This window comes from Paenibacillus sp. FSL R10-2782, assembly GCF_038592985.1.
Taxonomy (GTDB): Bacteria; Bacillota; Bacilli; order Paenibacillales; family Paenibacillaceae; genus Paenibacillus; species Paenibacillus terrae_C.
Genome location: NZ_CP151951.1, coordinates 5329961 through 5353030 on the forward strand (window position 1 = coordinate 5329961; position 23070 = coordinate 5353030).

The 23070-nt window shown below is 43.4% G+C and carries 17 protein-coding genes; 7 read left to right on the forward strand and 10 right to left on the reverse strand.

Going from position 1 to position 23070, the window contains the following annotated elements; translation table 11 throughout:
• Positions 1–120 precede the first annotated feature (120 nt).
• The 4 genes from NST83_RS24280 to NST83_RS24295 form a co-directional block, all read right to left on the reverse strand.
• Entirely contained in the window at positions 121–1053 is a 933-nt protein-coding gene (locus NST83_RS24280) for a polysaccharide deacetylase family protein (protein WP_342415959.1), read from the reverse strand.
• Between the two features lie 315 nt (positions 1054–1368).
• Complete coding sequence (locus tag NST83_RS24285; protein WP_342415960.1) at positions 1369–3324, reverse strand: acyltransferase family protein; 1956 nt, start codon at positions 3322–3324, stop codon at positions 1369–1371.
• A gap of 273 nt (positions 3325–3597) precedes the next feature.
• Complete coding sequence (locus tag NST83_RS24290; RefSeq protein WP_342415961.1) at positions 3598–4947, reverse strand: sodium-dependent transporter; 1350 nt, start codon at positions 4945–4947, stop codon at positions 3598–3600.
• Between the two features lie 162 nt (positions 4948–5109).
• Positions 5110–7662: a DUF2339 domain-containing protein gene (locus NST83_RS24295; protein ID WP_342415962.1), complete on the reverse strand. Its 2553-nt coding sequence runs from the start codon at positions 7660–7662 to the stop codon at positions 5110–5112.
• Positions 7663–7945: 283 nt separating this feature from the next.
• Here NST83_RS24295 and NST83_RS24300 point away from each other — a divergent pair, with 283 nt between their 5' ends.
• Positions 7946–8404: a DUF5301 domain-containing protein gene (locus NST83_RS24300; protein WP_342415963.1), complete on the forward strand. Its 459-nt coding sequence runs from the start codon at positions 7946–7948 to the stop codon at positions 8402–8404.
• Positions 8405–8472: 68 nt separating this feature from the next.
• Here the strand turns inward: NST83_RS24300 and NST83_RS24305 are convergent, their stop codons facing one another.
• The 5 genes from NST83_RS24305 to NST83_RS24325 form a co-directional block, all read right to left on the reverse strand.
• A complete protein-coding gene (locus tag NST83_RS24305; protein ID WP_137060791.1) occupies positions 8473–8916 on the reverse strand; it encodes a hypothetical protein in 444 nt (147 codons plus the stop codon).
• Between the two features lie 557 nt (positions 8917–9473).
• A complete protein-coding gene (locus NST83_RS24310; protein WP_342415964.1) occupies positions 9474–9992 on the reverse strand; it encodes a hypothetical protein in 519 nt (172 codons plus the stop codon).
• Positions 9993–10911: 919 nt separating this feature from the next.
• Positions 10912–11424: a hypothetical protein gene (locus NST83_RS24315; RefSeq protein ID WP_342415965.1), complete on the reverse strand. Its 513-nt coding sequence runs from the start codon at positions 11422–11424 to the stop codon at positions 10912–10914.
• Positions 11425–12038: 614 nt separating this feature from the next.
• Complete coding sequence (locus tag NST83_RS24320) at positions 12039–12218, reverse strand: aspartyl-phosphate phosphatase Spo0E family protein (protein WP_137060794.1); 180 nt, start codon at positions 12216–12218, stop codon at positions 12039–12041.
• 228 nt (positions 12219–12446) lie between these two features.
• Positions 12447–13832 (reverse strand): helix-turn-helix transcriptional regulator, encoded by a 1386-nt coding sequence (locus NST83_RS24325; RefSeq protein WP_342415966.1) that lies wholly within the window; start codon positions 13830–13832, stop codon positions 12447–12449.
• A 179-nt stretch (positions 13833–14011) separates the two neighbouring features.
• Between NST83_RS24325 and NST83_RS24330 the strand changes: the two genes are divergently transcribed.
• From NST83_RS24330 to NST83_RS24355, 6 genes are all read left to right on the forward strand, one after another.
• Entirely contained in the window at positions 14012–14443 is a 432-nt protein-coding gene (locus tag NST83_RS24330) for an AbrB/MazE/SpoVT family DNA-binding domain-containing protein (RefSeq protein ID WP_342415967.1), read from the forward strand.
• A gap of 35 nt (positions 14444–14478) precedes the next feature.
• On the forward strand, positions 14479–14925 hold the full coding sequence (locus NST83_RS24335) for an AbrB/MazE/SpoVT family DNA-binding domain-containing protein (RefSeq protein ID WP_342415968.1): 447 nt from the start codon (positions 14479–14481) through the stop codon (positions 14923–14925).
• A 298-nt stretch (positions 14926–15223) separates the two neighbouring features.
• On the forward strand, positions 15224–16525 hold the full coding sequence (gene serS, locus NST83_RS24340) for a serine--tRNA ligase (RefSeq protein WP_342415969.1): 1302 nt from the start codon (positions 15224–15226) through the stop codon (positions 16523–16525).
• Positions 16526–17005: 480 nt separating this feature from the next.
• On the forward strand, positions 17006–18112 hold the full coding sequence (locus NST83_RS24345) for an ATP-binding protein (RefSeq protein ID WP_342415970.1): 1107 nt from the start codon (positions 17006–17008) through the stop codon (positions 18110–18112).
• A gap of 3 nt (positions 18113–18115) precedes the next feature.
• Positions 18116–20395, forward strand: coding sequence for a S8 family peptidase (locus NST83_RS24350; protein ID WP_342415971.1), 2280 nt, complete (start codon positions 18116–18118; stop codon positions 20393–20395).
• Between the two features lie 257 nt (positions 20396–20652).
• Positions 20653–22191 carry a family 43 glycosylhydrolase gene (locus tag NST83_RS24355; protein WP_342415972.1) on the forward strand — a complete coding sequence of 513 codons (1539 nt, stop codon included), beginning with the start codon at positions 20653–20655 and terminating at the stop codon, positions 22189–22191.
• A gap of 104 nt (positions 22192–22295) precedes the next feature.
• Here the strand turns inward: NST83_RS24355 and NST83_RS24360 are convergent, their stop codons facing one another.
• Positions 22296–23006 (reverse strand): GntR family transcriptional regulator, encoded by a 711-nt coding sequence (locus tag NST83_RS24360; RefSeq protein ID WP_342415973.1) that lies wholly within the window; start codon positions 23004–23006, stop codon positions 22296–22298.
• Between the last annotated feature and the right edge of the window lie 64 nt (positions 23007–23070).

Sequence of the window (23070 nt, forward strand, 5' to 3'; positions counted from 1 at the left end):
ACTATTTTATTATAGTATATACCTAAAAATAATATTATATAAGCTATCAAAGGGCTTTTAAGACTAATTTACTTGTTATAAAATTGAATACAAGCAAAACGGAGCAACCTAAACATATTTTCACTTCATAATCTTAAATTCATAGCCCTGTTTTTTTAAATATTCTATAATGACCGGCAAAGCCTTTGCAGTTTCTTCCTTGCCATAGGTATCATGCATTAAGATCACGGCTTTTTCTCGACCCTTTACAGACTTCATGAATTGGTTTATGAGTCCGGCCGCTTTCTTGTGTCGTCCCTCTGCATCTTTAGTTAATACATTCCAATCCACTTGGTGGTAATCCTTCTTAAGTAAAGCTGCATCTAATGCGGCCATACCCTTTGGATCTTTTTTCTTCCACGTCATGTGGCCTCCCGGGAATCGAATCATTCTTGTCGAGAAGTCCGGTCCCAGAATGCTTTTTAATACCTGATTGTTCTTTTCAATATCATTCATAACGTTATCCGTACTTACAGCTTTGTGGGGATATAGATATTTATAGTTATGTGAATACGTGTGGTTTCCTATAGCGTGACCTTCTGCAACAATTCTTTTAATGATATTCTTCGTATGTTCATTTTCATCGGCTTCCTTTCCTACGACAAAAAAGGTTGCCTTAACCTTCTGTTTTTTCAGAATATCTAATATTTCAGGTGTTACGGTCACCGATGGCCCATCATCAAAAGATAAATAAGCTACTTTTTTACCGTCGGCTCCATCAGGCTTCTGACCCAGCATTTGTTGGTTTAAATATTTCTCAACAAAGGCACCATCTTCAACTCCGGTATCGTCTTTTTGTAAAGCAGCTTTACCTTTTGATTTGTCATCGGATACGGTATCTGTTTTTTTAACTTGCTCCAGTGTTTGGGCTGGTGGTTTGCTATCTGACACCTTTAGCACAATGAGCGTAATACAACCGATCACGAATAATAAAATAGCAACGAATAGCAATCTTCTTTTGTTTCTCTTCAAGCGATGCTCTCTTGTCCTGCTATGTGTGTAACTCTTTTCCATTAGCTTATGTACCCCCACCACAATTAATATTTCCCGAAATCAGGCATGTTCGTCTAGGTAACCTTACCATAAATAAGTAAAATGAAAATTGAAAAATTGTAGCCAAATAGCAAAGAGTTGTTACCCTTTGGGCTTCAAAAACAACAATGCTCATTTAAGCAAGGAAGCATGGCCTGAATAGCTTAATAAAATAGAAAGTAGCCGTGATGTTTGCGCATCACAGCTACCTAACAATGGCCGGTAAGCAACCACGGCAAGAGTTCCATACAAACCCCCGGATCAGGGGCTAACGTATTCCCGATAGATTATTGCTATTTAAGATGGCTTTGTCAAAACCTGAGCCAACAAAGATGCATAGGCTTTGGCGCCTTTGGGCTTCAAATGAACTCCGTCGGGTTCAAAATACGAGTTTTTGCCAGAGCTGGCTCCGTACCAGTCGATCATCGTAATCCGTTCATCCTGGGCTGCCGCTTCGGCAAGATGCCTGTTCACAATGCTCTCCCATGGACGTGGGACACGAGTATTTACGAGGATAATACGCTTCGCATCCTTCAAACTGGCGAGCAAATCGGTCAATTGGCCCTTGGTAAAAGCACCGTTTGTGCCCAGCTCAATAATGACTGTCTTCCCCAGTTGTCCGTTCTGTCTCAACTGCTCCAGCACGGCAGGCGCTTCTGCCATCTGCCGACCGATCCGTCCGTCTACAACCGCGTCTGGGAAAGCTTGCTGAATGTATTCCTGCACATCCAGCATGACGGAATCTCCAATTGCGGTGACACCTGCGCCAACATCTGCACTAGACGTTGCCTGTTTCTGTTGAGTCGAGGTATCCGACTGAACCTTAGCCCCATCCGTAGTGTCAGCCTTAGTCTCCGCATTCTTTAGCGCTTGGGTTTGAGCTTGGACCTTAACTCCGTCCTGCACCTTACTGCCCCCGGATACTTGTGGCTTGGCTTTCGGCTCCTTCGAAGCCATAGATACAGTTCCGTGAAGCGGCGGTACTGTCTTCCCGCTTAGAATCCCATCGTTCGCCGCTGCCTGAGTGGTTGCGCCAGCAGGCGCCACGTACAGGTGAACGGTACCTGCAAAAACTCCTATAAAAAGCACTGATGCTGCGGTTGCAGGCATCCATCTCCAGCGTGCCTGTCTGCGAACCGCTGTACGGATGTCCGCGATCCAGTGCCGAAATCCTCCGTGCCGGATCGGCTCCTCAATATATTTATACGAGAGAGACGCAAGCAATATGGTTGCTAACAGTTGTAAAATGATTCGCAGCACATGCACACCATCGGTATCCACCTGCGGTGTCGTCAGGGTGATAACCGGAACATGCCACAGGTATAGCCCGTAGGAACGTGCGCCGATCCAGCGCAGCGGCTTGAGTCCAAGCAGCTTTCCGAGATGACTCACCGGATGCGCTAATGCTGCAACTACAATAGCAGTAACCAAAGCTATGCCCAGCAAGCCCCCCCGATACATAGACGGGTCATATTCATTCGAGGCCCATGCCCAGTGACACAGCAGCAGCAAGCTGACCGCGCCGATGCTGTCCAGAAACAAGCGCGCCTTGGCAGACGCTTGCCCTTTCAGCTTGCCGCTCGGCCATACCAAAGCCAGCGCCGCACCGATCAGCAGTGCGAATCCGCGTGTATCCGTGCCATAATACACCCGGCTGGGATCAGTTCCCGGCACGTAAATGACTGCCATCAGCAGCGCAGAGATCAACGCCAGGCAAGTTACCCAGCCTGCGAGCACAATACGCTTGGGCATGTATTTCAACCCAAGCGCCAGCATTAACGGCCACAGGATATAGAATTGTTCCTCCACCGCCAGCGACCACAGATGTCCAAGCGGCGAAGGTGGTCCAAAGCTTTCAAAATACGATACCTGATGAAAAATAAACCACCAGTTACTCATATATAGCAATGCAGCAGGTACATCTCCGCGCAAGGCCATGAGCCGTGACGGATCGAAAAGCAACGAGCACAGGACAATGACGGCTACAACCGTCAGCATGGCAGGCAGCAGCCTTCTGGCCCGACGCAACCAGAAATCTTTCATTTTAAAACTATGATATGTATCCCACTGACTTACCAGAATATCCGTGATTAAATACCCCGATAACGTAAAAAAAACGCCTACACCCAACAAGCCTCCCGGCAACCAGTCCGGATTCAGATGATACACAATGACTGCAATGACCGCCAGCGCTCTTAATCCATCCAATCCCGGCATATAACGACGTTGTGATGGCAACGGACTAGACTTCATTTCAGCCGCCATCCTTCATGCAAATTCAAGCTCCCTGTCTGTTTCAATGCTCTTCTGCCCTTTCCCTCTCCTGCACATCGTTTTGGTGCGATGCCCTGTAGCCTTTTCTTTCATTATATAAAACTTCATATTCGTAATGATTTCAATGAAGTTAAAATTCATGACAATGTTTTTATTATATCACTCCTTTCCACAGTTAGGTAACCACTGATAGATATACAAAAAAAGGCATCTCTTCCCTTAGGAAGAACATGCCTTTTTGTTGATTGTAGCTTAAAATTTGATAATGCCTGAGGTATGCAGGAATACCAGCAACATCAGGATCGGTGCAATATACCGAAGGGCAAACAACCAGATTCGGAACCATACAGGCTTGAGGTTCGCTTGCTCCGCTGCATTTTTCCAATAGTACCCTGCAAAGATAACCACCATCAAGCCACCGAGCGGCAAGAAGATGTTGGATGCCGTGAAATCTACAAAGTCAAAGAATGACTTGCCTCCGACCTTCAGTTCCGGCACCAGCCCCATAGACAATGCGGATGGAACACCCATCAACAGGCACAGGACAGAAACGATGATAACCGAGCGGATACGGCTCCAGCGGAAACGTTCCATCACATAGGCGACAGGCACCTCCAACAGAGATACCATCGATCCGATGGCTGCAACCGCCAGCAGTACAAAGAACAAGCCACCGAAAAACGAACCGAAAGGCATAGCGGAAAACGCTGCTGGCAATGCGATAAAGACCAAGGACGGTCCTTGAGCCGGGTTAATACCGAAGGAGAAGGTAGTTGGGAAAATGATCATACCTGCGATAAACGCATAGATCAAATCGCCTCCTCCAATAGCCAATGCAGCCGTACCCAGCGATTGGCGGCGATCCACATACGCACCATACGTTACCATGATTCCCATCCCCAGAGATAGTGAGAAGAAGGCATGTCCCAAAGCAACCAATGCTGATTCTATAGTGAGCTTAGAAAAATCAGGGTTCAAAAAGAAAGCTACACCTGCGCCAGAACCTGGCAGCAACAGAGCATTCACCATCAAGACGAGCAATAGAATGACTTTGGCAGGAATGAGGATTTTATTGAATTTTTCAATCCCGTTGGATACACCCAAAATAACGACAACTGCACAAATGGCAAAAACGATCAACAGCCATGCCAGTGGTGCGTAGCCCGAAGAGAATGCGGCGAATTGTCCGGCAAAATCGTTATTGGAGAACAATTTTCCGGTGAATGCCTGTATAGCATAATGGAGCGTCCAGCCCCCTACGATACTGTAGAACGACAAAATGACAAACGGGATAATCACATACATGATGCTTAATTTACCCCAAACCGGATGACCGCCTACTTTGACCATAGCAGAAGCGGCACTCCCCCGACCAGCTCGACCAAGCGCCAGCTCAGCCAGCAATACAGGTAAACCTACAAGCAACAGACAGACGATAAACAGCATGAAAAATGCCGCCCCACCATACTGTCCAGTAATATATGGAAATTTCCAAATGTTGCCGAGTCCTGCCGCACTCCCGATCGCTGCCAATATGAATCCGGCTGACGAGAAGCGTTCATTTTTATCGTTCAGGCTGTTCTGCCCCTTGCTCAAACTCATTGTATCCCCCTCATTCTCTCTACTTCCGCATAAACATAAGCATGCGTACATAAATAATTTTTACTCATTATAGCGTAAGTAGGATGTAAGGTCATACAATATTTTTCACTATTATCGAATTTATTTTCATATTGTCGGATATCTATATAATCCTACAAAAAACTACATTTTCTCTTCAACATCCTTCTTTATAATGGCCTCTCCCATGCGATTGGATACTTTTTGATAAATATACGAAATCGCCAGCAATACCACACCAAAAGAGAAGTAAGCTACGATGGTGCTACCTGTCGTTAACAGATGCAGGTCATACAGCAGCAGCTTGCCAGTCGATAACAAAGTCAATCCCAGACCAAATCTGCGAATGTAGACAACCCGTTGGCGGAAACCGTAGACAATATACACAATGGCCAGCAACAGATACACCAAGCTGAATACAAGCCCGGCATCGCCCAGACGGAACTGAACCCCGAGGAATGCGGTAATCACACCCAGCAAATATACGCCCATGATCACGGGATACAGCTCCGTGCTTCGATAATGTCGGGTCATCAGTGCGTTCAGGAAATCCCTGCTGCTGAAAATTACCAGAACGTTGAAGGCAGCTAGCACCACCAACGCCACATAATCGGCAGCCGTATTTTGCGCATAATTGTCATGCAAGGTTGGAATGGTCACGGTAACCAGCAGCCCCAACGCATAGCCAATGACATACAGCGCCAAGCTGTAGTATTTAATCACTTGATCATACAGCAGCTTCACTTTAGGCAAGGAGTAAGCCAAAACCAGCGATACACAGGTGTACAGCAGCGCTTTGTAAAAGGAATAGTGTGTGAATCCTTCAGGTACGATGATGTTATACCAATGCCTGGCTTCATACAGTAAATAACCATACACATTCACCAGCGTCACATATTTAAAAACCTGCATGATACGCATCTCGTACAGACGATTATTTTTGAAAGCATCCGGTCGGCCGAATTGAATCGCATAAAAGACGGTAACGATCAGCATTCCCAGCGTAATAAGCGTGTATTTGAGCCCAAAATAATCCGTCTCAAATCCGGACAGCAGATATATAGGGAAATCGACGAAAAAGAATGCGCCCAGACATAGTAATAAAATGCCCCAGCCCGCTCGCTCCAATTCCTTCAACCGATAACGGTTGCCATACAACGTCAGGAGAACAGCCTCGATCAGCCAGCCCATCGACAGCCACCTGACGCCAAACTGGAACGGAATCATCAGAATGGCGAAGGTCAAGGAGGTGGCATAAAATAATACCTTTGTCTGTTTCTCTTCCGGAATAAATCTGCTGACCCATTGCGCCAAGCCCCCATATACCAGGCAAAAGACGAGTGCCAGCAAGCCTTTGTAATCATCCAGGCCCGCATCGCCGAACAGAGAGTACAGAACGGTACAGCTTACTACTGTGTTAAGAGCCAGCAGGGAGAAGTCCAGCCAGGACAGCTTTTCTTTTAATCGGAATGGCACCCAGAGCGTCATCCCGAGGTACATTGCAAATGTAATAACTGCATACAACATGCTTGCAGTCGTGCTATCCGACAACCATACCAGTACAATCATCAGGGGTGTATTCAGCAGAAAGCTGATATATTGCACGACGACCCAGCGTTTGCGGAAGGATACAAGCAGAATCAGCAGGTTCAGCAGGAACAGGTAGCCCATGGCGATGTAAACCGCGTTCCCTTCCAACCCGTTCGCCGCCATATAGGAAAACAACGGGAGATATCCCCCTACCAATCCAAAAGAACAAATCGTTCGGGATTCATACCTTAACGACAGCAGCACAGCGGTTACCGTAACCAGTACGGATAGGCCAATGCCCGTATACATTCCTATAATTTCCAGTAAGAAGTAGCTGTAAAAAATCGACCCGTACAGCACCGAAATACCGCCGCCCAATATGCCGAGCGCAAAGGTCTGCTTCTGTTTGCGGTACAACCACTCGCCGCCACCCAGCATCAGCGCTCCTAACAGAAAAAAGGCTACGCCCTTCATATTTCCTGTAAACCAGTTGGAATATGAATATTTAAAGGCTGCTCCTACGCCTAGAATAATGAGCAACATCCCCAGCTTGTTGATCCAGTTCAAGCCCAGCTTCATTTCGAACTGATTTTGCTTCATGCGCTTCTGCATCGTTTCTTCGCTGATCTCTTCTTCCTGAAGCTGGTCCAGCCCGTTCGCCGTATGATGAAGCAGATGTTGCTCAGCCTCTTGGAACCGTCGGCGTTGCTCCATGATCCGCTCACCGATTTCCTCCGAGAACTGCCGCAATCTGGCGACGATCTCCTCCTGATCCTCTTTAAGCTCATGAGTGCTTTGCTGAATAAGCTGGTCTACACGATTTTTAGCCCCGTACTCAAAGGCAGTCAATCGGTTCGTCCCTTCTGCTGTTCTGGAAGCAAAATAGCTTTCCAGCTTTTCGCGCGAGATGCGGATCATATTGGCCTTCTCACTCAGCATTTGCTCCGTCAGCGCCGTGCGCAGCTTTCCATTTTCCTGCTCAATATGTTGTACCCGCTCTTCCAGACGAATACAGCGGGCCTGAACATCCTCGAATTTCTTCCGTAGCACCTCATTCTCCAGAATGACATCCGAGGCTTCGTAGTCCGCAATTAACGTCTGGTATTCCTTAAGCAGCCTGTGCTGCTCTTGGCGGATCGTATGTAAACGATCTTTCAAATCCTTCATGTCGCCCTCCATCGCTGCCCATTTTGGTAATCATTACATTTTACATGAAATTAAAAAGGCATTATAGAGACTATAGCCCATTTTGAGCTTGGCTAAGGCCTATGCCCCCCTTCGCAAAAACGAACCTGGATGATATGTTTGTTGGGGAAGACTACACGAAAAAAACGGCAACGGGCTTGAAGGAGCTGGAGACGAATCCAGTATGGAAGGGCCTAAAGGCTGTCATGGTAATTTTTTTATATTAATGGTATATTATGTACATATGATTTATAAGGAGGACTTTATGAAAATACAAAAAAAATACGTTCTAAGTTTCATAATACTTCTAGTAGTAATAGTCGTTGCAGGAGTCATTTTTACATCTAAAACGACTATATCTTTTAAAGAAGCAGCTTTGGGACAAGTAAATTTAGAGGAAATTGACACAATTGAAATTATTAAATCCGATGATAATTCTGCAAATGAAAAGAAAATAACTGTGTCAGACCCTAAATCAATTAATCAAATCATAAATATATTTTCGCAATTACAGCTAAAAAAATCCAATTCAAGTACTCCCTCGTCCGACTTGTACTGGATCACTATAAGATCAAAACAAGAAAGGAAACTTGGATTAACCATATTGGGAGAAAAAAATTTAGTAGTTTATAAATACAATTCGGCCGTTCCTAAAAATAGCGTTGTTTCATATGAGATTATTAGCGGGTATAATGGAAAGTTAATGCAAAAATTTTTCGAATAAATTTTGGTTGGAGGAAAAGATAACCGCTTGTCTTAGATAAAGACAAGCGATTATCTTTTCTATGACTATTAAAGAAGCATCCATCCACCGCTGGTGGAATGCACTCGCGTCACTACACCTTTACCGGTAATGAATCTGATTCCCTGTGTTTCGTATTCAATAAATGGGAATTTAACTTCAATCAAATCATATCTCCCTTGATTGTCCTCCAAAAAGTCTTGGAGATACCCCATTTCCCAGTAACCATTAATAACCATACTTTTGAGAGCTTCTTTTTCACTAGGAATCATACCCACCAGGAGAGAAGCTATGCCTGCTGCCAAACTAGGTGCAGTGTATTTAAAAAACATAGCTCCAATAACAGACAGCGAAGTACTTAACGCAATGGCCAAAGCATTAGTATTTTGCTCTACAAGACCCTTATCATAAACATTTCGTTGTGCTCTTTGCATTTGTCTGACCTGATCCAAATTCAAAACGATACTAGCAGTGTATTCTTTTGTAAATGCCATAATAATTATCTCCTTTTAATTAAAGTTTTTTTGTCTAATCAGACTGGCTAGAGAAAGCTGCGCGCTTTTATTTGCTTCTCGTTATATAGGGAAAAAAAGAAGCATTTTTACAACTCATTCATACTTTTTTATTTAAAAGTTTCTATTCCAGTTGGTTTAACTGAATGTACTCTAAAAATTCAACGATAATCTGGGAAATGGCATCTTCTTGTGGCAAGTAAATAAATTTACTTACATGCAAAATATCGTTTTTTAAGAGATATCAATGAGCTGTAGCATAGCTTGGCTGTCCTTTTTCTGAACTATTTGTATTAATCTTAAAAGTCCACTGTCTGAGATAGTTTCTGGAGCATTTTTCTTCCATTTTCTCACCGCCTGTTGACTAATGTGTAATTGCTGAGCTACTTAAGATTCAGTTAAATCTTCAATATAAAGCTTATACATTGGTTGATATATCTCCCTAAGCCTGTTTTCTCAAACTACAACGTGAACCCTAAGAAAAAACGCAAAGAAGCTCCAGACCTGAGGCCCAGAGCTTTCTTTGTTTAGGTCAGTTATTATTTTGCGTCCAAAGGCAATGAACCCTCTACACCCCAAATTTCCACATTAACTTTGTTTGTACCACCGCGGAACTGAATTGTATATCGTCCAGAACGCAAACCGTCCGAAAATCCCGCATCAGTACTTCTCCAAACTGTTTCACTGTTTTTGCTGATTGTCTTGCCGTCAACATACACTTTACCAGAATCGTTGTGCTGTACAGTAAAATCAACCGGGGCATTAGCATAGTTCCTAATGCGCAATTTAACATGCCCAAAACCCTTAGGAACCTCGAAGCTACCTGGTGCAGTTGCACTTCCCCCTACAGTAAAGTTAAAAGAATTCCCCACACTCTGAGGAGTTATGACATGTTCACCAATAGTTGTTGCACCAGCATCTTGGGTCGCCGTAGTGGATGTATTCTCCGAAATCTTATCAGGATGAGGTACTGCCGCATCATTTTGTGCTGCGTAAATGTTAGGTGTACCTACAACAAAAAGCAGTAAAGCAGCAATAATAATCGCTATTTTTTTCATGATATTCCCTTCTGGTCATATATTTACATTATAATGGTAACATTCACATTTGTTTTACAGGCGTTTTATCACACTTCATAAAGGAGAGAGATCCATGTATTCCCTAAGCGGTACCATTACTTTAATATCAAGCATGTCTATGTTTTGGCTTTTATACTATTTATGTATCTTTCAGGTATATGAGATCAATCAGTAGCAAGGTTCCATCTTTTTCTTGTAGATGATCCTCTCTTGCGTTTCCTCATCTGTTGACTGACCATAAACTACTTCATTTTGACTGAAGTTTTTTTACAAACAATCCCTCCTTCGTTTTGATTCTGTCAGGATGACTGGGAGGGGTAAGAGAAGTGATGAATATTGATAATCTCCAAAAGTTGATGTGCGCAACCTTTTGGATTATAATAACCATGTTTATATTTTTTGGATTTATTACATAAAATTATAAAGGGTGATGACAATGAATAGGGCCGCGACAGGAACAATATTTTGTTTTATATCTGCTATGTTGTATTCTTCTTACTTTCTTAGTGCATCAATTATAGGAGCCGGAACGTTAAATCCTAATTATAATGTAACGTTTGATTCTCTAAAAGTTTTTGCCGTAATAGCTTTGATTATTGGAGTAGCTTACTTAGCTGTAAGTGAATATGAATATTTTAAAAAAAAGAAGAAGGACTAGTCCTTCTTCTTTTACATTATCAATTAATTACTATAGCTTTGTTTCTACTACAGTGATTACACCTTGTACTTTACCACCTGCAAAGCCATTGGACTAATCCTATTTCCGCCATCAAGAACCTTAAAAGATTCTTCCTTATAAGACTAATACTTTTTCATGAGAGCAACTCGTGGCTATGAGTTATACAGGAGAGCAGATGAAGGTTGGGGCTTTCTTTGCTTCGTTACATTAGCCGTTAAGCTATCTGATATCCGCAGGCCGTGAACCGGCAATTCCATTGAATTCCGCATTAACGTTATAATCGCCACCACGCCATTGAAGAGTGTAGCTTCCTGAACGCAAACCGTCTGTGTAACCTTCGTCAGTACTTCTCCAAGTAATTGAACTGCCAGGCGAGATTCTTGTTCCAGAGATGTACTCTTTACCTGAATCATTGTGCAATAAACTTACTCTAACTGGATAACTAGAGTTATTTTTCAGAGTAAGTTTAACATGGCCATATCCTCTAGGAACATCAAAGGAACTTTGGACCGTTGCACCTCCTTGTACTCTACTGCCGAAAGTATTTCCGACGTTTTGAGGAGTTACTACATGGTCACCAGTAGTTGTTGTACCAGTATCTCGGGTCGCCGTAGTGGATGTATTCGCAGAATCACTTACATCTGAATCCGCAAAAATTGCACTTGATATGGCAGCAGCCCCTAGTAAACTAATAGATAAGGCTGATGCAATCAATAATTTGTTCTTTTTCATAGATTTTTTCTCCAAATAATATTATTTTATAGAAACTTCTTTTGCATAGAAACTCACAAAAAAAGCGACTAACAACGCTAATAAACATGTAAGTATGTAATCTTATGTAATCGAGCAAAAAATAGAGTGAAGAAAATTGCATGTGAAAAAACATTTCAAACATATTGCATTATTATTATATTCTTTTATCAATGGTAATTATTTCAATAATAATTATATCACACGATTTCTGTTTTTCTACGCAAATGTTCAATAATCCCCTATAAATGAATCCCCTCTCCTAGATCGCTAACCTCACAAAGCTTTTAACAAGCTTGCATTGCCATTTCCCTTAGGTCAAAGGATAGGTTTTATGGGTCATTGGTTGGTTTTTGAAATTAATATGTGCATCGATTCTTACCCATACCTCAAGAAATTAATTACATTTTATGACATGTTAATGTATTTTTCTTTTAAAAAAGCCATTATATAGAATGATTATACTAGTTAGATGAGAGGAGGAATAGTTTTGCATAAACAGCATCTGTTTTATTTATTTGAACGAAACCAGGCGTCATGCTAAGGCAAGAAAAACAATGTAGGTGATGTGGCTTTGAAAGCATGAGGATGTTGGGTTATATCAGTTGGGTCAGCTTCTTGGTCTGGAACATACGGTTGTACTGATTAATTAGTTCATCCAACAACATAGACTGTTCAAGCACACAGGCATGTCCGAAACCATACTGTTCGTACAGATCATGCAATCGTTGCCGGGCATCTTCCAACTGTTGATTTAACGTTTCATCTGTATTCATAGCGCATTCCCTCCTAATGTATCTCATTTTAGGATGGAATGTGGAAATATGAATGGCTATTTTAGCAATCAAAAATCAGAGAAATATAACAAAAAAAGACCAGCGGCTAGGCTGGTCAATGGTAATGAAATGGTGCTCGGTCAAGCTGAACCAATGTGTTCTTGCGGTTTGAATATGCCCAGGGTAGGGTCTTTAGCCTGAACTGGTAGTACCAGTACCAGTACAAAGCTAATTACTGTCAAGAGCAAAGCCATCTTTTTGATCGATTTCGTTCCACATTTTTTGAAGTTTTCTTCCTGTTTCAAGGACAGCTTTCACACTAAAGCGCTCAAATAATCGTGCACAATTTGAAATAACCAGTTGATTATTCATTGTAAGAGCATGTTCCCAAGCGACTAAAAGGCACTCGAAACCATATGAATATCTACCTTTATTCAGGCTGTATTTAGCCATCTTATACCAAAAACGTGCATACTGCTGTGGTAAGAATTGTTGTGTGTACATATCTGTAGATGAAACTTCCTGATACGCCGTAATTTGGGGTTCAAAGCGTCGAAGGATATGATCCACATCTATGTTATAGCGATTGGCTGCTTCAATAACGTTTAAGAGTTCTGCAAAAATCTCTTTCTCACCTGCCATATATTCTACGTAGTCCGGCAGGACACTCACATCTCCCGACATCAGCTTATTCACATACGTATTTATTTTTGCCCATCGCTGAAATCGCCCCAGCCAATGGAGTGTGTCCGGGTCAGTTTCCTTGACCCAGCTTAGATCAGCATAACCCCGAAGATGTGCTAATGCCTGCTCATGATCTCCTTTTGCATCACAGGCATGAGCACACAGCAACTCGGAATAGGCTATGTATACAAAAAGTGGCCTACTTAGCTTCTTTTGTGGTTCTTTTTCCTTGCGCTCAGAGTTATGAACCAAATCATATTGAACCTGTCCTAATTGTCCCATCTGCTTTGCATACTTATATACCTTGTCCCACTGGCTCAATGCTCTGTACACATTCGCTAAATCTTTCAGCGCATCTAGCTGATCTATCTCATTCAAACGATGGACAAACGACTCAAATTTGGCCGCAGCGTCCATATTGCGATTCTGATCCTTTCCGATCGCAAGGGTGAACAGGCGATATTGGCAGATCGCAAGTCGTTCCGAATGCTGCTGTTTTTCGCCCTCGGCGATGTTCTCGTATAGGTAAGCCGCTGCTTCCCGATAATCTTGTTTATAACAATCCTCTGCTAATGCAAAGAGATAAGGAAGATAGCCCAGATCATCCAGCAGCACACTTACTACTTTTTGCAAACAGTCTACGCGCTGAAACTGCACACAGCGGTACAGGAACGGGCTAATTCTTCTCCAGTTCAGCGGTGCATCTATCACACTTTCTTCAATATATCTTTCATAGAAATAGTCTGTTGGTAAATTCATTCCTAACGTAATGCGATCCAATTGGTGCACCGAAATGGTACGATTGCCCGTTACAATGCCGCTCACCGTACCCGGATTCATGCCAGCAATGTGTCCAAACTCGGTCATGCTCAAGCCTGCTTGTTTTAGGTATCTTTCTAATTCTGCTCTAATCTTAGGTGTGATTTCCATAAATAAACCACCCTTTCAGCGTGAACTTTAATATGATACACATTTTTTTCAAAAATATATTTTGGAAACTTATAATATGATATAAGTTTTGACTACTCCTGATGGTACCACATTTTGGAATAACAATAAATACTTCTATTTTATTGCTTTTTATCTTGGTAATAGGAGGTCTTTTGGCAATGCCTCATGTGAAAATGACAAAAAACTTAGACCCTACAGGGCGCTTAGTCATTCCCAAGGAAATCTTGTTTACATGCGATATTTTTCACGGTCATTCTATTGAATTTTTTGCAGATGAAAAGACGGGTACGCTATTACTACAAAGATATTACGGGCAGTCTTGTCATTTTTGTCTCTCTACCGAAGAATTAGTCGGTTTCAAAGGCTCTCTCATATGTAAAAATTGCAACTATATGCTCAAAACCGAATCTATGCGTGTACAAGTCTTTCAGCCCAGAGAGATCATGGCCCAGCTTCTTTTAGATCTATATGAAAGCCATCCACATGCTACACAACAGCAATATGCTGGCATGTTGGGTATCTCAGAAGCTCGCATAAGCCAGCTCATACAACAAGTGTTCGATCAGGCAAGTGCCCATCTGGAGAAATGAGCTTGGCCAAGACAGTTGAAGAAGGAGGATATCATATGAAGAATACAGGTATGACTCGCTCTTTAGATTCGTTAGGACGAATCGTTATTCCTAAAGAAATGCGGATGTCCATGGGTATTGGTATTGGCGATCCTTTAGAATTTTATATGGATATTGAAACCGGTTTTTTGAGTATGCGAAAGTATATCGGAATCGCCTGTAACCTATGTAATGCTGTCGAAGATCTGACCTATTTTAGAAATTCACTTTTATGTAAAACCTGTATACAAGAGCTAAAAGGAAATATAGGCGTTAGTCGCACTCCTGCTCCAATGGTTGAGAAACCTGTGTACAAAGGAAAGAGAGTCAACCAATCATCACAACAATTAGTCGAGCGTCTAAGAAAAATAGTACATGAACATCCTCATGCCAAGCAGGGAGAATATGCACAATGGCTTGGCGTGTCACAAGGCCGTATATCGCAGCTTAAAAAGCTGTTGTAGCTTGATTAACCTGCCAAAAATCAGTATACTAACAAAAAAGCAAACGACATTACGCCCGTGAAGAGCATCCAACTCGGAGGCGTTTACGCCAAGGAACATACATGAGTGTACAAGATGAACATGTATTCCTAAGTAAACCGGACACCCGCCCGTTATAGCGGAGCAAAGTGGATTGGAGAGTCATGGCATCTGTCATGCTGTCCGGTCAATTTGGGTGGCACCGCGAGATCAGAGCGCTCCTCGTCCCATGTGGATGAGGGCGCTTTTTGTATTTTTATCCGAAAAGGAGTGCGGTGTCATGTTGGATATCAAGTGGATCAGAGAACATCAGGAACAGGTTCAGGCAGCAGCAAATGGAAAAGGAATACAGGTCTCGGTTGCAGAGCTGCTCACCCTGGATAACCGAAGAAAGCTGTTGCTTCAGGAAGTGGAGCAACTCCGCCAGGCACGGAATCAATGTAGTCAGGATGTTGGCGCACTGATTCATGCCGGAAAGAGTGAACAGGCGGAAGTGGCCAAGCAGCAGGTTAAAGAAATTAACGGACAGTTAGACCGTCTGGAGGCCCCACAGCGAGAAGTGGAAGAGCAGTTTCAACAGCTCATGCTGCTGGTTCCTAATGTCGTTTCGCCAGATACACCACGGGGCAGATCGGATGAGGATAATGTGGAACTGGAGCGGGTCGGTACGGTTCCCGATTGGAGATTTGAGCTACGCGATCACATGGCGCTCGGCCAGCTTCACAGCCTGATCGACGTTACCCGTGGCGTCAAAACAGCCGGAACCCGTAACTACTACCTGACTGGAGCGGGGGTCGCGTTGCACCGGGCAGTACAGCAGCTTGCTGTGGACCTGCTGGTCGAACGGGGCTTCCAGCTGCTGGACGTTCCGCTGATGGTACGCGCGGAGGCGATGCGCAGCACCGGTTTCTTCCCGCTCGGGATGGATCAGACGTACCGTATTGAAGGAGAGGATCAATGGCTTGTCGGTACCTCGGAGGTTCCGCTTGTCTCGTATTATAGCGGTGAAATCGTGGACGTTACGGACCCCATCCGGTTGGCGGCCGTGTCGGTATGCTTCCGCAATGAGGTTGGCTCGGCCGGAAGAGATGTGCACGGACTGTATCGTGTTCACCAGTTCGCCAAGGTCGAGCAGGTGGTGATTTGCGAAGCCAGTCTGGACACTTCGGAGCAGATGTTTCAGGAGATTACGCGCAATGCGGAAGACCTGCTTCAACTGCTGGAGCTGCCTTATCGCAAAATGGCCGTCTGTACAGGCGATATGGCGCAAAAAACTTACAAGCAGGTGGATATTGAGACATGGATGCCCAGCCGACAGACTTACGGCGAGACGCATTCGTCGTCCCAATTGCTTGATTTTCAGGCGCGGCGTTCCAATATCCGCTACCGGGATGCGAACGGCAAGCTGCAATATGCCTATACACTTAACAATACAGCAGTTGCTTCGCCCCGGATTTTGATTCCGCTGCTGGAGAATCACCAACAAGAGGACGGTTCAATCCGTATTCCAGAGGCTTTGCGCCGATACATGCCGCAGCAAGCAGCGTTTCTGCGACCTCCCGGTCAGGACGGAACAGTCTGAGGATTAACCACATTTATGGAACACGAAATAACTGAATAAGGTTAATCAAAACAGGGCGAAGGAATCCAACCTCCGCCCTGTTGCTGTGAACATTTATAAATATTAAATTTATCAAATGTTCTTCTTTGCATTGGATCAAACCAAATGGAGTAAGATACAGTGAACTTACACTGCTAAAACCCCTGCAATCGAGATATAGAAAATAGATTATTGGGTAGAACCATTCCGTTTCTCTCATAATCATATAACAACTATATTTTTACTTCTTTATAATTAAATAACCTTTTATATATGAACGATTCCAAAAAAACCATTGAATACGAACGATGGTGTCAGGCCAACTAGAACAAATTACAATACATCACTAATTCGATATAAATATCATTTAATGTATTGATCGAATTTCGTTGACTATAAACCATGTCTAATCTATAATTTACATATTCGATGTACAATTAAATATTTGAGGTGTGTGAATTTATGAAGGAAATCCTTAGCATGATCCCCCAGTTGATACGTGCATCTTTTGAAAACGACATGCGAACAGTTGAAGCCGCTGCCCTCACTTTAATCCGAAAATTAAAAAAAGAAGAGCCAGCAGTTGCCGAAGAAATAGCAAAGGCACTTTCCTATTACGGGGTAGGCGCTTCCGTATCACGATCAGTTGGTATTGATCCACCTCCAACTGATCGTGATACCTTTATGTCTTTGGCTCGAGTGGAAGAACCCATTGCAAATGAACCTATAGTCGTTTTGAGCGAAGAAAACTCCCAGCATATCGATGCTTTTATCAGAGAGCGATCCTTAGCTAAAAAATTGCTGGCGGCTGGTATTAAGCCCCCAACTAGTCTTTTGCTCTATGGCCCTCCTGGAGTAGGAAAGACTTTTCTAACTTCTATGCTCTCTCACAAATTGAATCTCCCGCTAATTACCTTAGACTTGGCATCTTCAATATCAAGTTACTTAGGAAAAACTGGGCAAAATCTAAAAAAAGTGATTGAATACGCCCAAAGTTCTCCCTCTATTCTATTTCTTGATGAGTTTGACGCTGTAGCTAAACGCAGAGACGATCCCGGAGATTTAGGCGAGTTAAAAAGAATAGTTAACGTTCTTCTAAAAGAGTTGGAAGACTGGCCAAGTCATTCAATTGTTGTAGCCGCTACAAACCATGCAGATATGTTGGATAAGGCCATTTGGAGAAGATTTGATCGGGCCTTGGAAATAGGACTACCTGACCTGGAGGCAAGAAAAACGCTTTGGTTACATTACTTAGGAAATTATATGGAAACGCTTGATGAGAAGTTCTCTTATGTTCTTGCAGAAGTGACACATGGACGAAGTGCGGCAGATATTGCCCAATTATCAGAAAGAATCATCAGACAAATTATTGTTGATGACAGTGAACCCATAGTCGCGATTATCAATCAATTAAAAACAGTTAGCGAAGATAGCAAGTTTAATAGCTTATTTGCAAAAGCCGCTAAGGAATCACTTGGAAAAAAAGTTACTCAAAAAACCATTGCCTCTTGGCTTGGTATCAGCCCTTCAACATTAAGTCATCACTTAAAAGTCAATAAGGAGGAATAAGACATGCCTGATGAAGATCAACGCTTTTTACCCATAATTGGTTATGGTGAGAACCTTATTGAACCGGTAAAACCTGCAAATGGATATGGTGAAACTAGTTTTCCTAGGACTTATTCAGAAGCTCGCCAACGAGCCAAAGAACAAATTTTGAATTTGAGGAAAAAAATTGATAACATCCCTTCAGAAAAACGGGTAGAAGAAATTGTTGTTACATTTAGATTGAATCATAAATTTCTTGCTAAATCATACACTCCCAACACTTTATTTAAAGATATAGATGTTGAGAACATTGGTTCTAGAAGATGGTTTTATTCTGAAGAGGATAACCCAGATGAATCCAATTATAGCAAGATGCATTTTGTACGTGCCACCCCTGCTAATCTTGACAGACTAGAAGAGATTTTAGATCAAAATGAGGCTGTAACAAAAGAGGCGTTTAGAAAGGATTTACAGAAAATTGAAGATATTTCTTTACTCTCCCCAGAAGAAGTGATTGTTGGGTTTGAAGAAAATTGGGAACACGGTAAAGTTGAAATGGTGCTGCATCCATTTGAAAGCGAGACCGATGTTGCCATAGAAAAATTTAAGAGAATTCTTGCAGAGCATGGTGTCCCCCCGGAATCATTAAGAATAAAAAATTATACCAACGGTCCTACATTTATTAGTGGGAATCTTAATAGAAAAGCATTAGATGCGATTAATGATTTTAATCCCTTAAGAACAGCGCATCCTATACGGATAAGTTCTTTTCCTGAGATGCGAACAATAAGTGTTGAGCCGTATGCACCTGAGCCTGCGAGGGGTAACACAAGATCGTCTATAAAGGTTGGGATGTTCGATGGTGGTATAGACCCAACTAACCCATTACTAGTAAATCATGTTCACGATAATAATGTCTTGGATACCGAACCAATAAATGAGGGGATAGCACACGGTACAGCAGTAGCTGGATGTATCCTCTATGGACCTTTGAATCCATATGGACGGGGTTCTCAAGTACCTCAGCCACTCGTGTCAGTTGAAAGCTTTCGTGTTCTACCATTAAATGATCCTAATGATTACGAACTGTATGAGGCAATCGATATAATCGAAAGCATCGTGCCTGCCAGGCATGATATAGATGTCTATAATCTATCTTTTGGGCCTCACGGACCTATCTTGGACGATGACATCTCCAGATTCACATATGTACTTGATGACTTAGCCTGGAATTATAGAAAACTCTTCGTTGTCGCAGTTGGTAATGACGGGGATCTAGAGAAGCCTTTTAACCGCATTCAAGCTCCTTCCGATATAGTGAACGGGCTTGGAGTAGGGGCATTCTCATATGATTTTTCTAGCGGAGAGGTTATCAGAGCTTCTTACAGCTCGATCGGACAAGGACGAGAAGGTTGTAAGGTTAAACCAGACATCTCTAGTTTTGGCGGAGATGAGAACAGACCAATTCATCTAGTTTCTAGTATTCACGGTCAAAAACATCTCAGTATGGGGACAAGCTTTTCAGCTCCAATCATTTCTGGAATGGCGGGAGAAATTTTAGGGCGCTGTGATAGATTCGATCCGTTAGTTGCACGAGCGCTACTAATTCATTCTGCTAACAACCCTAATGGAATATGCAATGAATTTGGCTACGGATTTATCGATCAATCTGTGGAACAGATTATGAACTGTTCTGATAAACTTGTCACCCTTGTCTACAGTAGTTCAATCCTCCCAGCGAATTTTGCAAAACTTCCGATTCCTTATCCTATAAACGCCAGAGATGCGGGAATGGTTGATGTTAAATACACAATTGCTGTCTTAGCTAAGGCAAACCCACTACATGTCGAAGATTATACTGAATCAGCAATAGAAGATACATTTTATCCTCATGATAAAAAATACCGTTTTACTTTAAACAAGAAGCCTTTGACTAGGCACATACACGAAGATGAAGATGAAATACAACGTCTTTTAGAACAAGGGTATCAAAAAAGCCTGCTTCCTGTATCCAGAAGTCCTCATAGTTATCAAACTGAGCAAGCAAGACGCGGGGAACTGAAATGGGACACTGTCGTTCAACGCTGGGATAGAATGAGGGCAACTTCATTAGAAAATCCATTTTTGGTCCTTCACGGAATGGGGCGTAACAGCGGGAATGATAGAATGGATTATGCTGTAATTGCAACAATATCTGCCCCCAAATATGTAGGAAGTTTGTATGAAGACATCCTTAATGAGTACAAGCAGTTACAACCTGTGCAATTGCGCGCAGCTAATGAAATATTAGTCCCTATAAGATAAATCACCGATGAAAAAGGACCCATTAAAGCTTACGGGGCCTTTTTCCAATCATTGTACATGGTGAATAGATCTTTCAGTTGTTCTCAGCTTCAATTTTCTTCAACGAGGCTCCTATACGGCATTGGTAATGCCGAATTAACATAAGACTTCAATTTATTCCACTTGTAAACGCTTCCAATTAAGATAAAATCTAAGGTGAGGTGCCGGACAATCCATACTGGCCCATTCTATCCGTATTAAGGGAGGCAGATGATATCGTGAAGTGGATCAACAACAGCAAATGGCTGGGCGCATGGATATGCATCATACTTGCAGTGGTCGGTACAGGGCTTCAACCGAATGCAGCACATGCCGATACGACAAGTGTGACCCATGCAACCTATGGAGCCGAAGCGCTAAATGGTTTGGATACCATTCATGCTGATGCAGCATTATCGCTGAACGCAGCAGCAAGCACAGCTATTACAAACGGAACGGATTGGAAAGATACCGCAGGTAATCCGATTCAGGCCAACAGCGGCAATATTCTAAAGGTAGGCTCCACTTACTATTGGTACGGCGAGCATGCCGAGAACTGGAAATTTGAAAAAGTGAACGTATATACCTCTACCGATCTGAAAAATTGGTCCTTCCGCAGCACCATTCTCAGCAAGAATTCCGCCCCTGAGCTGAATTCCAGCAAAATCGAGCGTCCCAAGGTCATTTATAACAAAGCAACCGGCAAATACGTGCTGTGGGCGCATTATGAAAATGGTACCGATTATTCGCTGGGCCGCGTAGCTGTTGCTACCAGTGATACACCGGACGGAACTTTTATCTACCAAGGCAGCTTCCGTCCACTGAATTATGAATCCCGCGATATGACCGTGTTCACGGATACGGACGGCAGTGGCTACCTCGTTACCGCTTCCCGCAAAAATGGCGGTGCCAACGATACGATGGCGATCTTCAAGCTGACCGACGATTATACGGGCGTGCAATCGTTCGTCGGTTGGATTTTCGAGAATGGCTACCGTGAAGCCCCTGCTGTTGTGAAAAAGAACAACACCTACTACCTGTTCACCTCGCAGGCATCCGGCTGGTATCCGAATCAGGGTGCTTATGCAACCGCCAGCTCCATGACGGGAAGCTGGTCTGCGCTTTCGCCCTTCGGTGACCCGGCAGCCTATGGTTCGCAAATCCACTCCATCGCCACGATTACAGGCAGCACAGGAACCAGCTACATCTATATGGGCGACCGTTGGAATCCGCTCAATCTGAGCGACCACAAGTTTATATGGCTACCGCTGACCCTGAATGACTCTAGCAAAACGGCAACGCTGAACTGGTATAGCAGTTGGGATCTGAATGCCGCGACAGGCAATGTGATTCTGCCTTCGCTTGTGAATCACGCGCAAGGCAAAACGGCGACTGCCAACTCAGCCGCATCCGGCTCTCCGGCTTCACTGGCGAACGACGGCAACGCCCAAACCTCGTGGAAGGCTGCATCTGCATCCTGGCCCGCTTGGTGGCAGGTTGATCTCGGCAGTACGAAGACGATCAGCGAAGTGGATATTTCCTGGTTTATGTACAAAGGGTCTGAGGCGTATTATAAGTATAAAATTGAATACAGCACGGATGGAGTTAATTATTCCATCATTGACCGCACAAGCAATACTGCGTATGGGTTTACCAGTGACAAGGTTAACTTCCAGGCACGCTATGTACGAATCAATATCGTCAATGCGGTGTTATTTAACAACCCGAACAACTGGTACACCCCGACTGTGCATGAAGTAAGGCTGCTTGGTAATTAATTCACTTCATTAAAAAGAACATGGCAGGAAAGCACTCTCATACAGGAGGCTTCTACTGCCATGTTTGCTTTTTTCACACTACTATTCGCTCCCCACATACTTGCTCAACGCATCCGGTTCACTGTGGTAAACACAAATTTGTCGTACCGATGCCGCGAGAAAGAATACTCAAACGGAATGCCCGTATCCAGATAACCCACCTGCTCAATTTCCAAGATTGGATCATCCGCTGCACAGTCCAAATGCTCCCGATCCAGCTCTGTCGACTTGGACGCACGGATGGTACGATGTGAACCGACAATATTAAGGCCCAGCTCCTCCTTAATATGTTGGTACACCGAGCCGTACAGCACCTGCTCGGTAATACCGCTAATCAGCTTCGTGGGCATGTACGTGCGCTCGATAACATAGGGCTCGCCCTCTACAACACGCAGACGGATGACGTGATACACAGGAGAATTGGCATCAATAAATAGATGAGCCGCTACTTCCTCGGATGGAAATTGAACGTCAAAGGCTACAATTTTATTTTTGATTTCTTTTCCGCGCAGGAGGTTGGTTAAGCCCAGCATTTCGTTCACGACGACGTTAACAGGACCATTGTGAACCGATTTGACGATAAAGGTCCCGTGCCCTCTTTTACGATTCAACAGTCCTTCCATCACCAACGTATCCAATGCCCTCTTAATCGTCATCCGACTCACCTGAAACTCACTTGCCAGCGAGATTTCATCGGGAATCGGATCATCACCACTATAGGTTTTATCCATAATCCGCTGTTTGACTTCTTGCGCAATCCGTTGGTATTTATTCATCAGTCTACCACCTGTACTAAAAAATTGTTTTATGTCAGCATTTTACCAAAACATCGGTATTGCT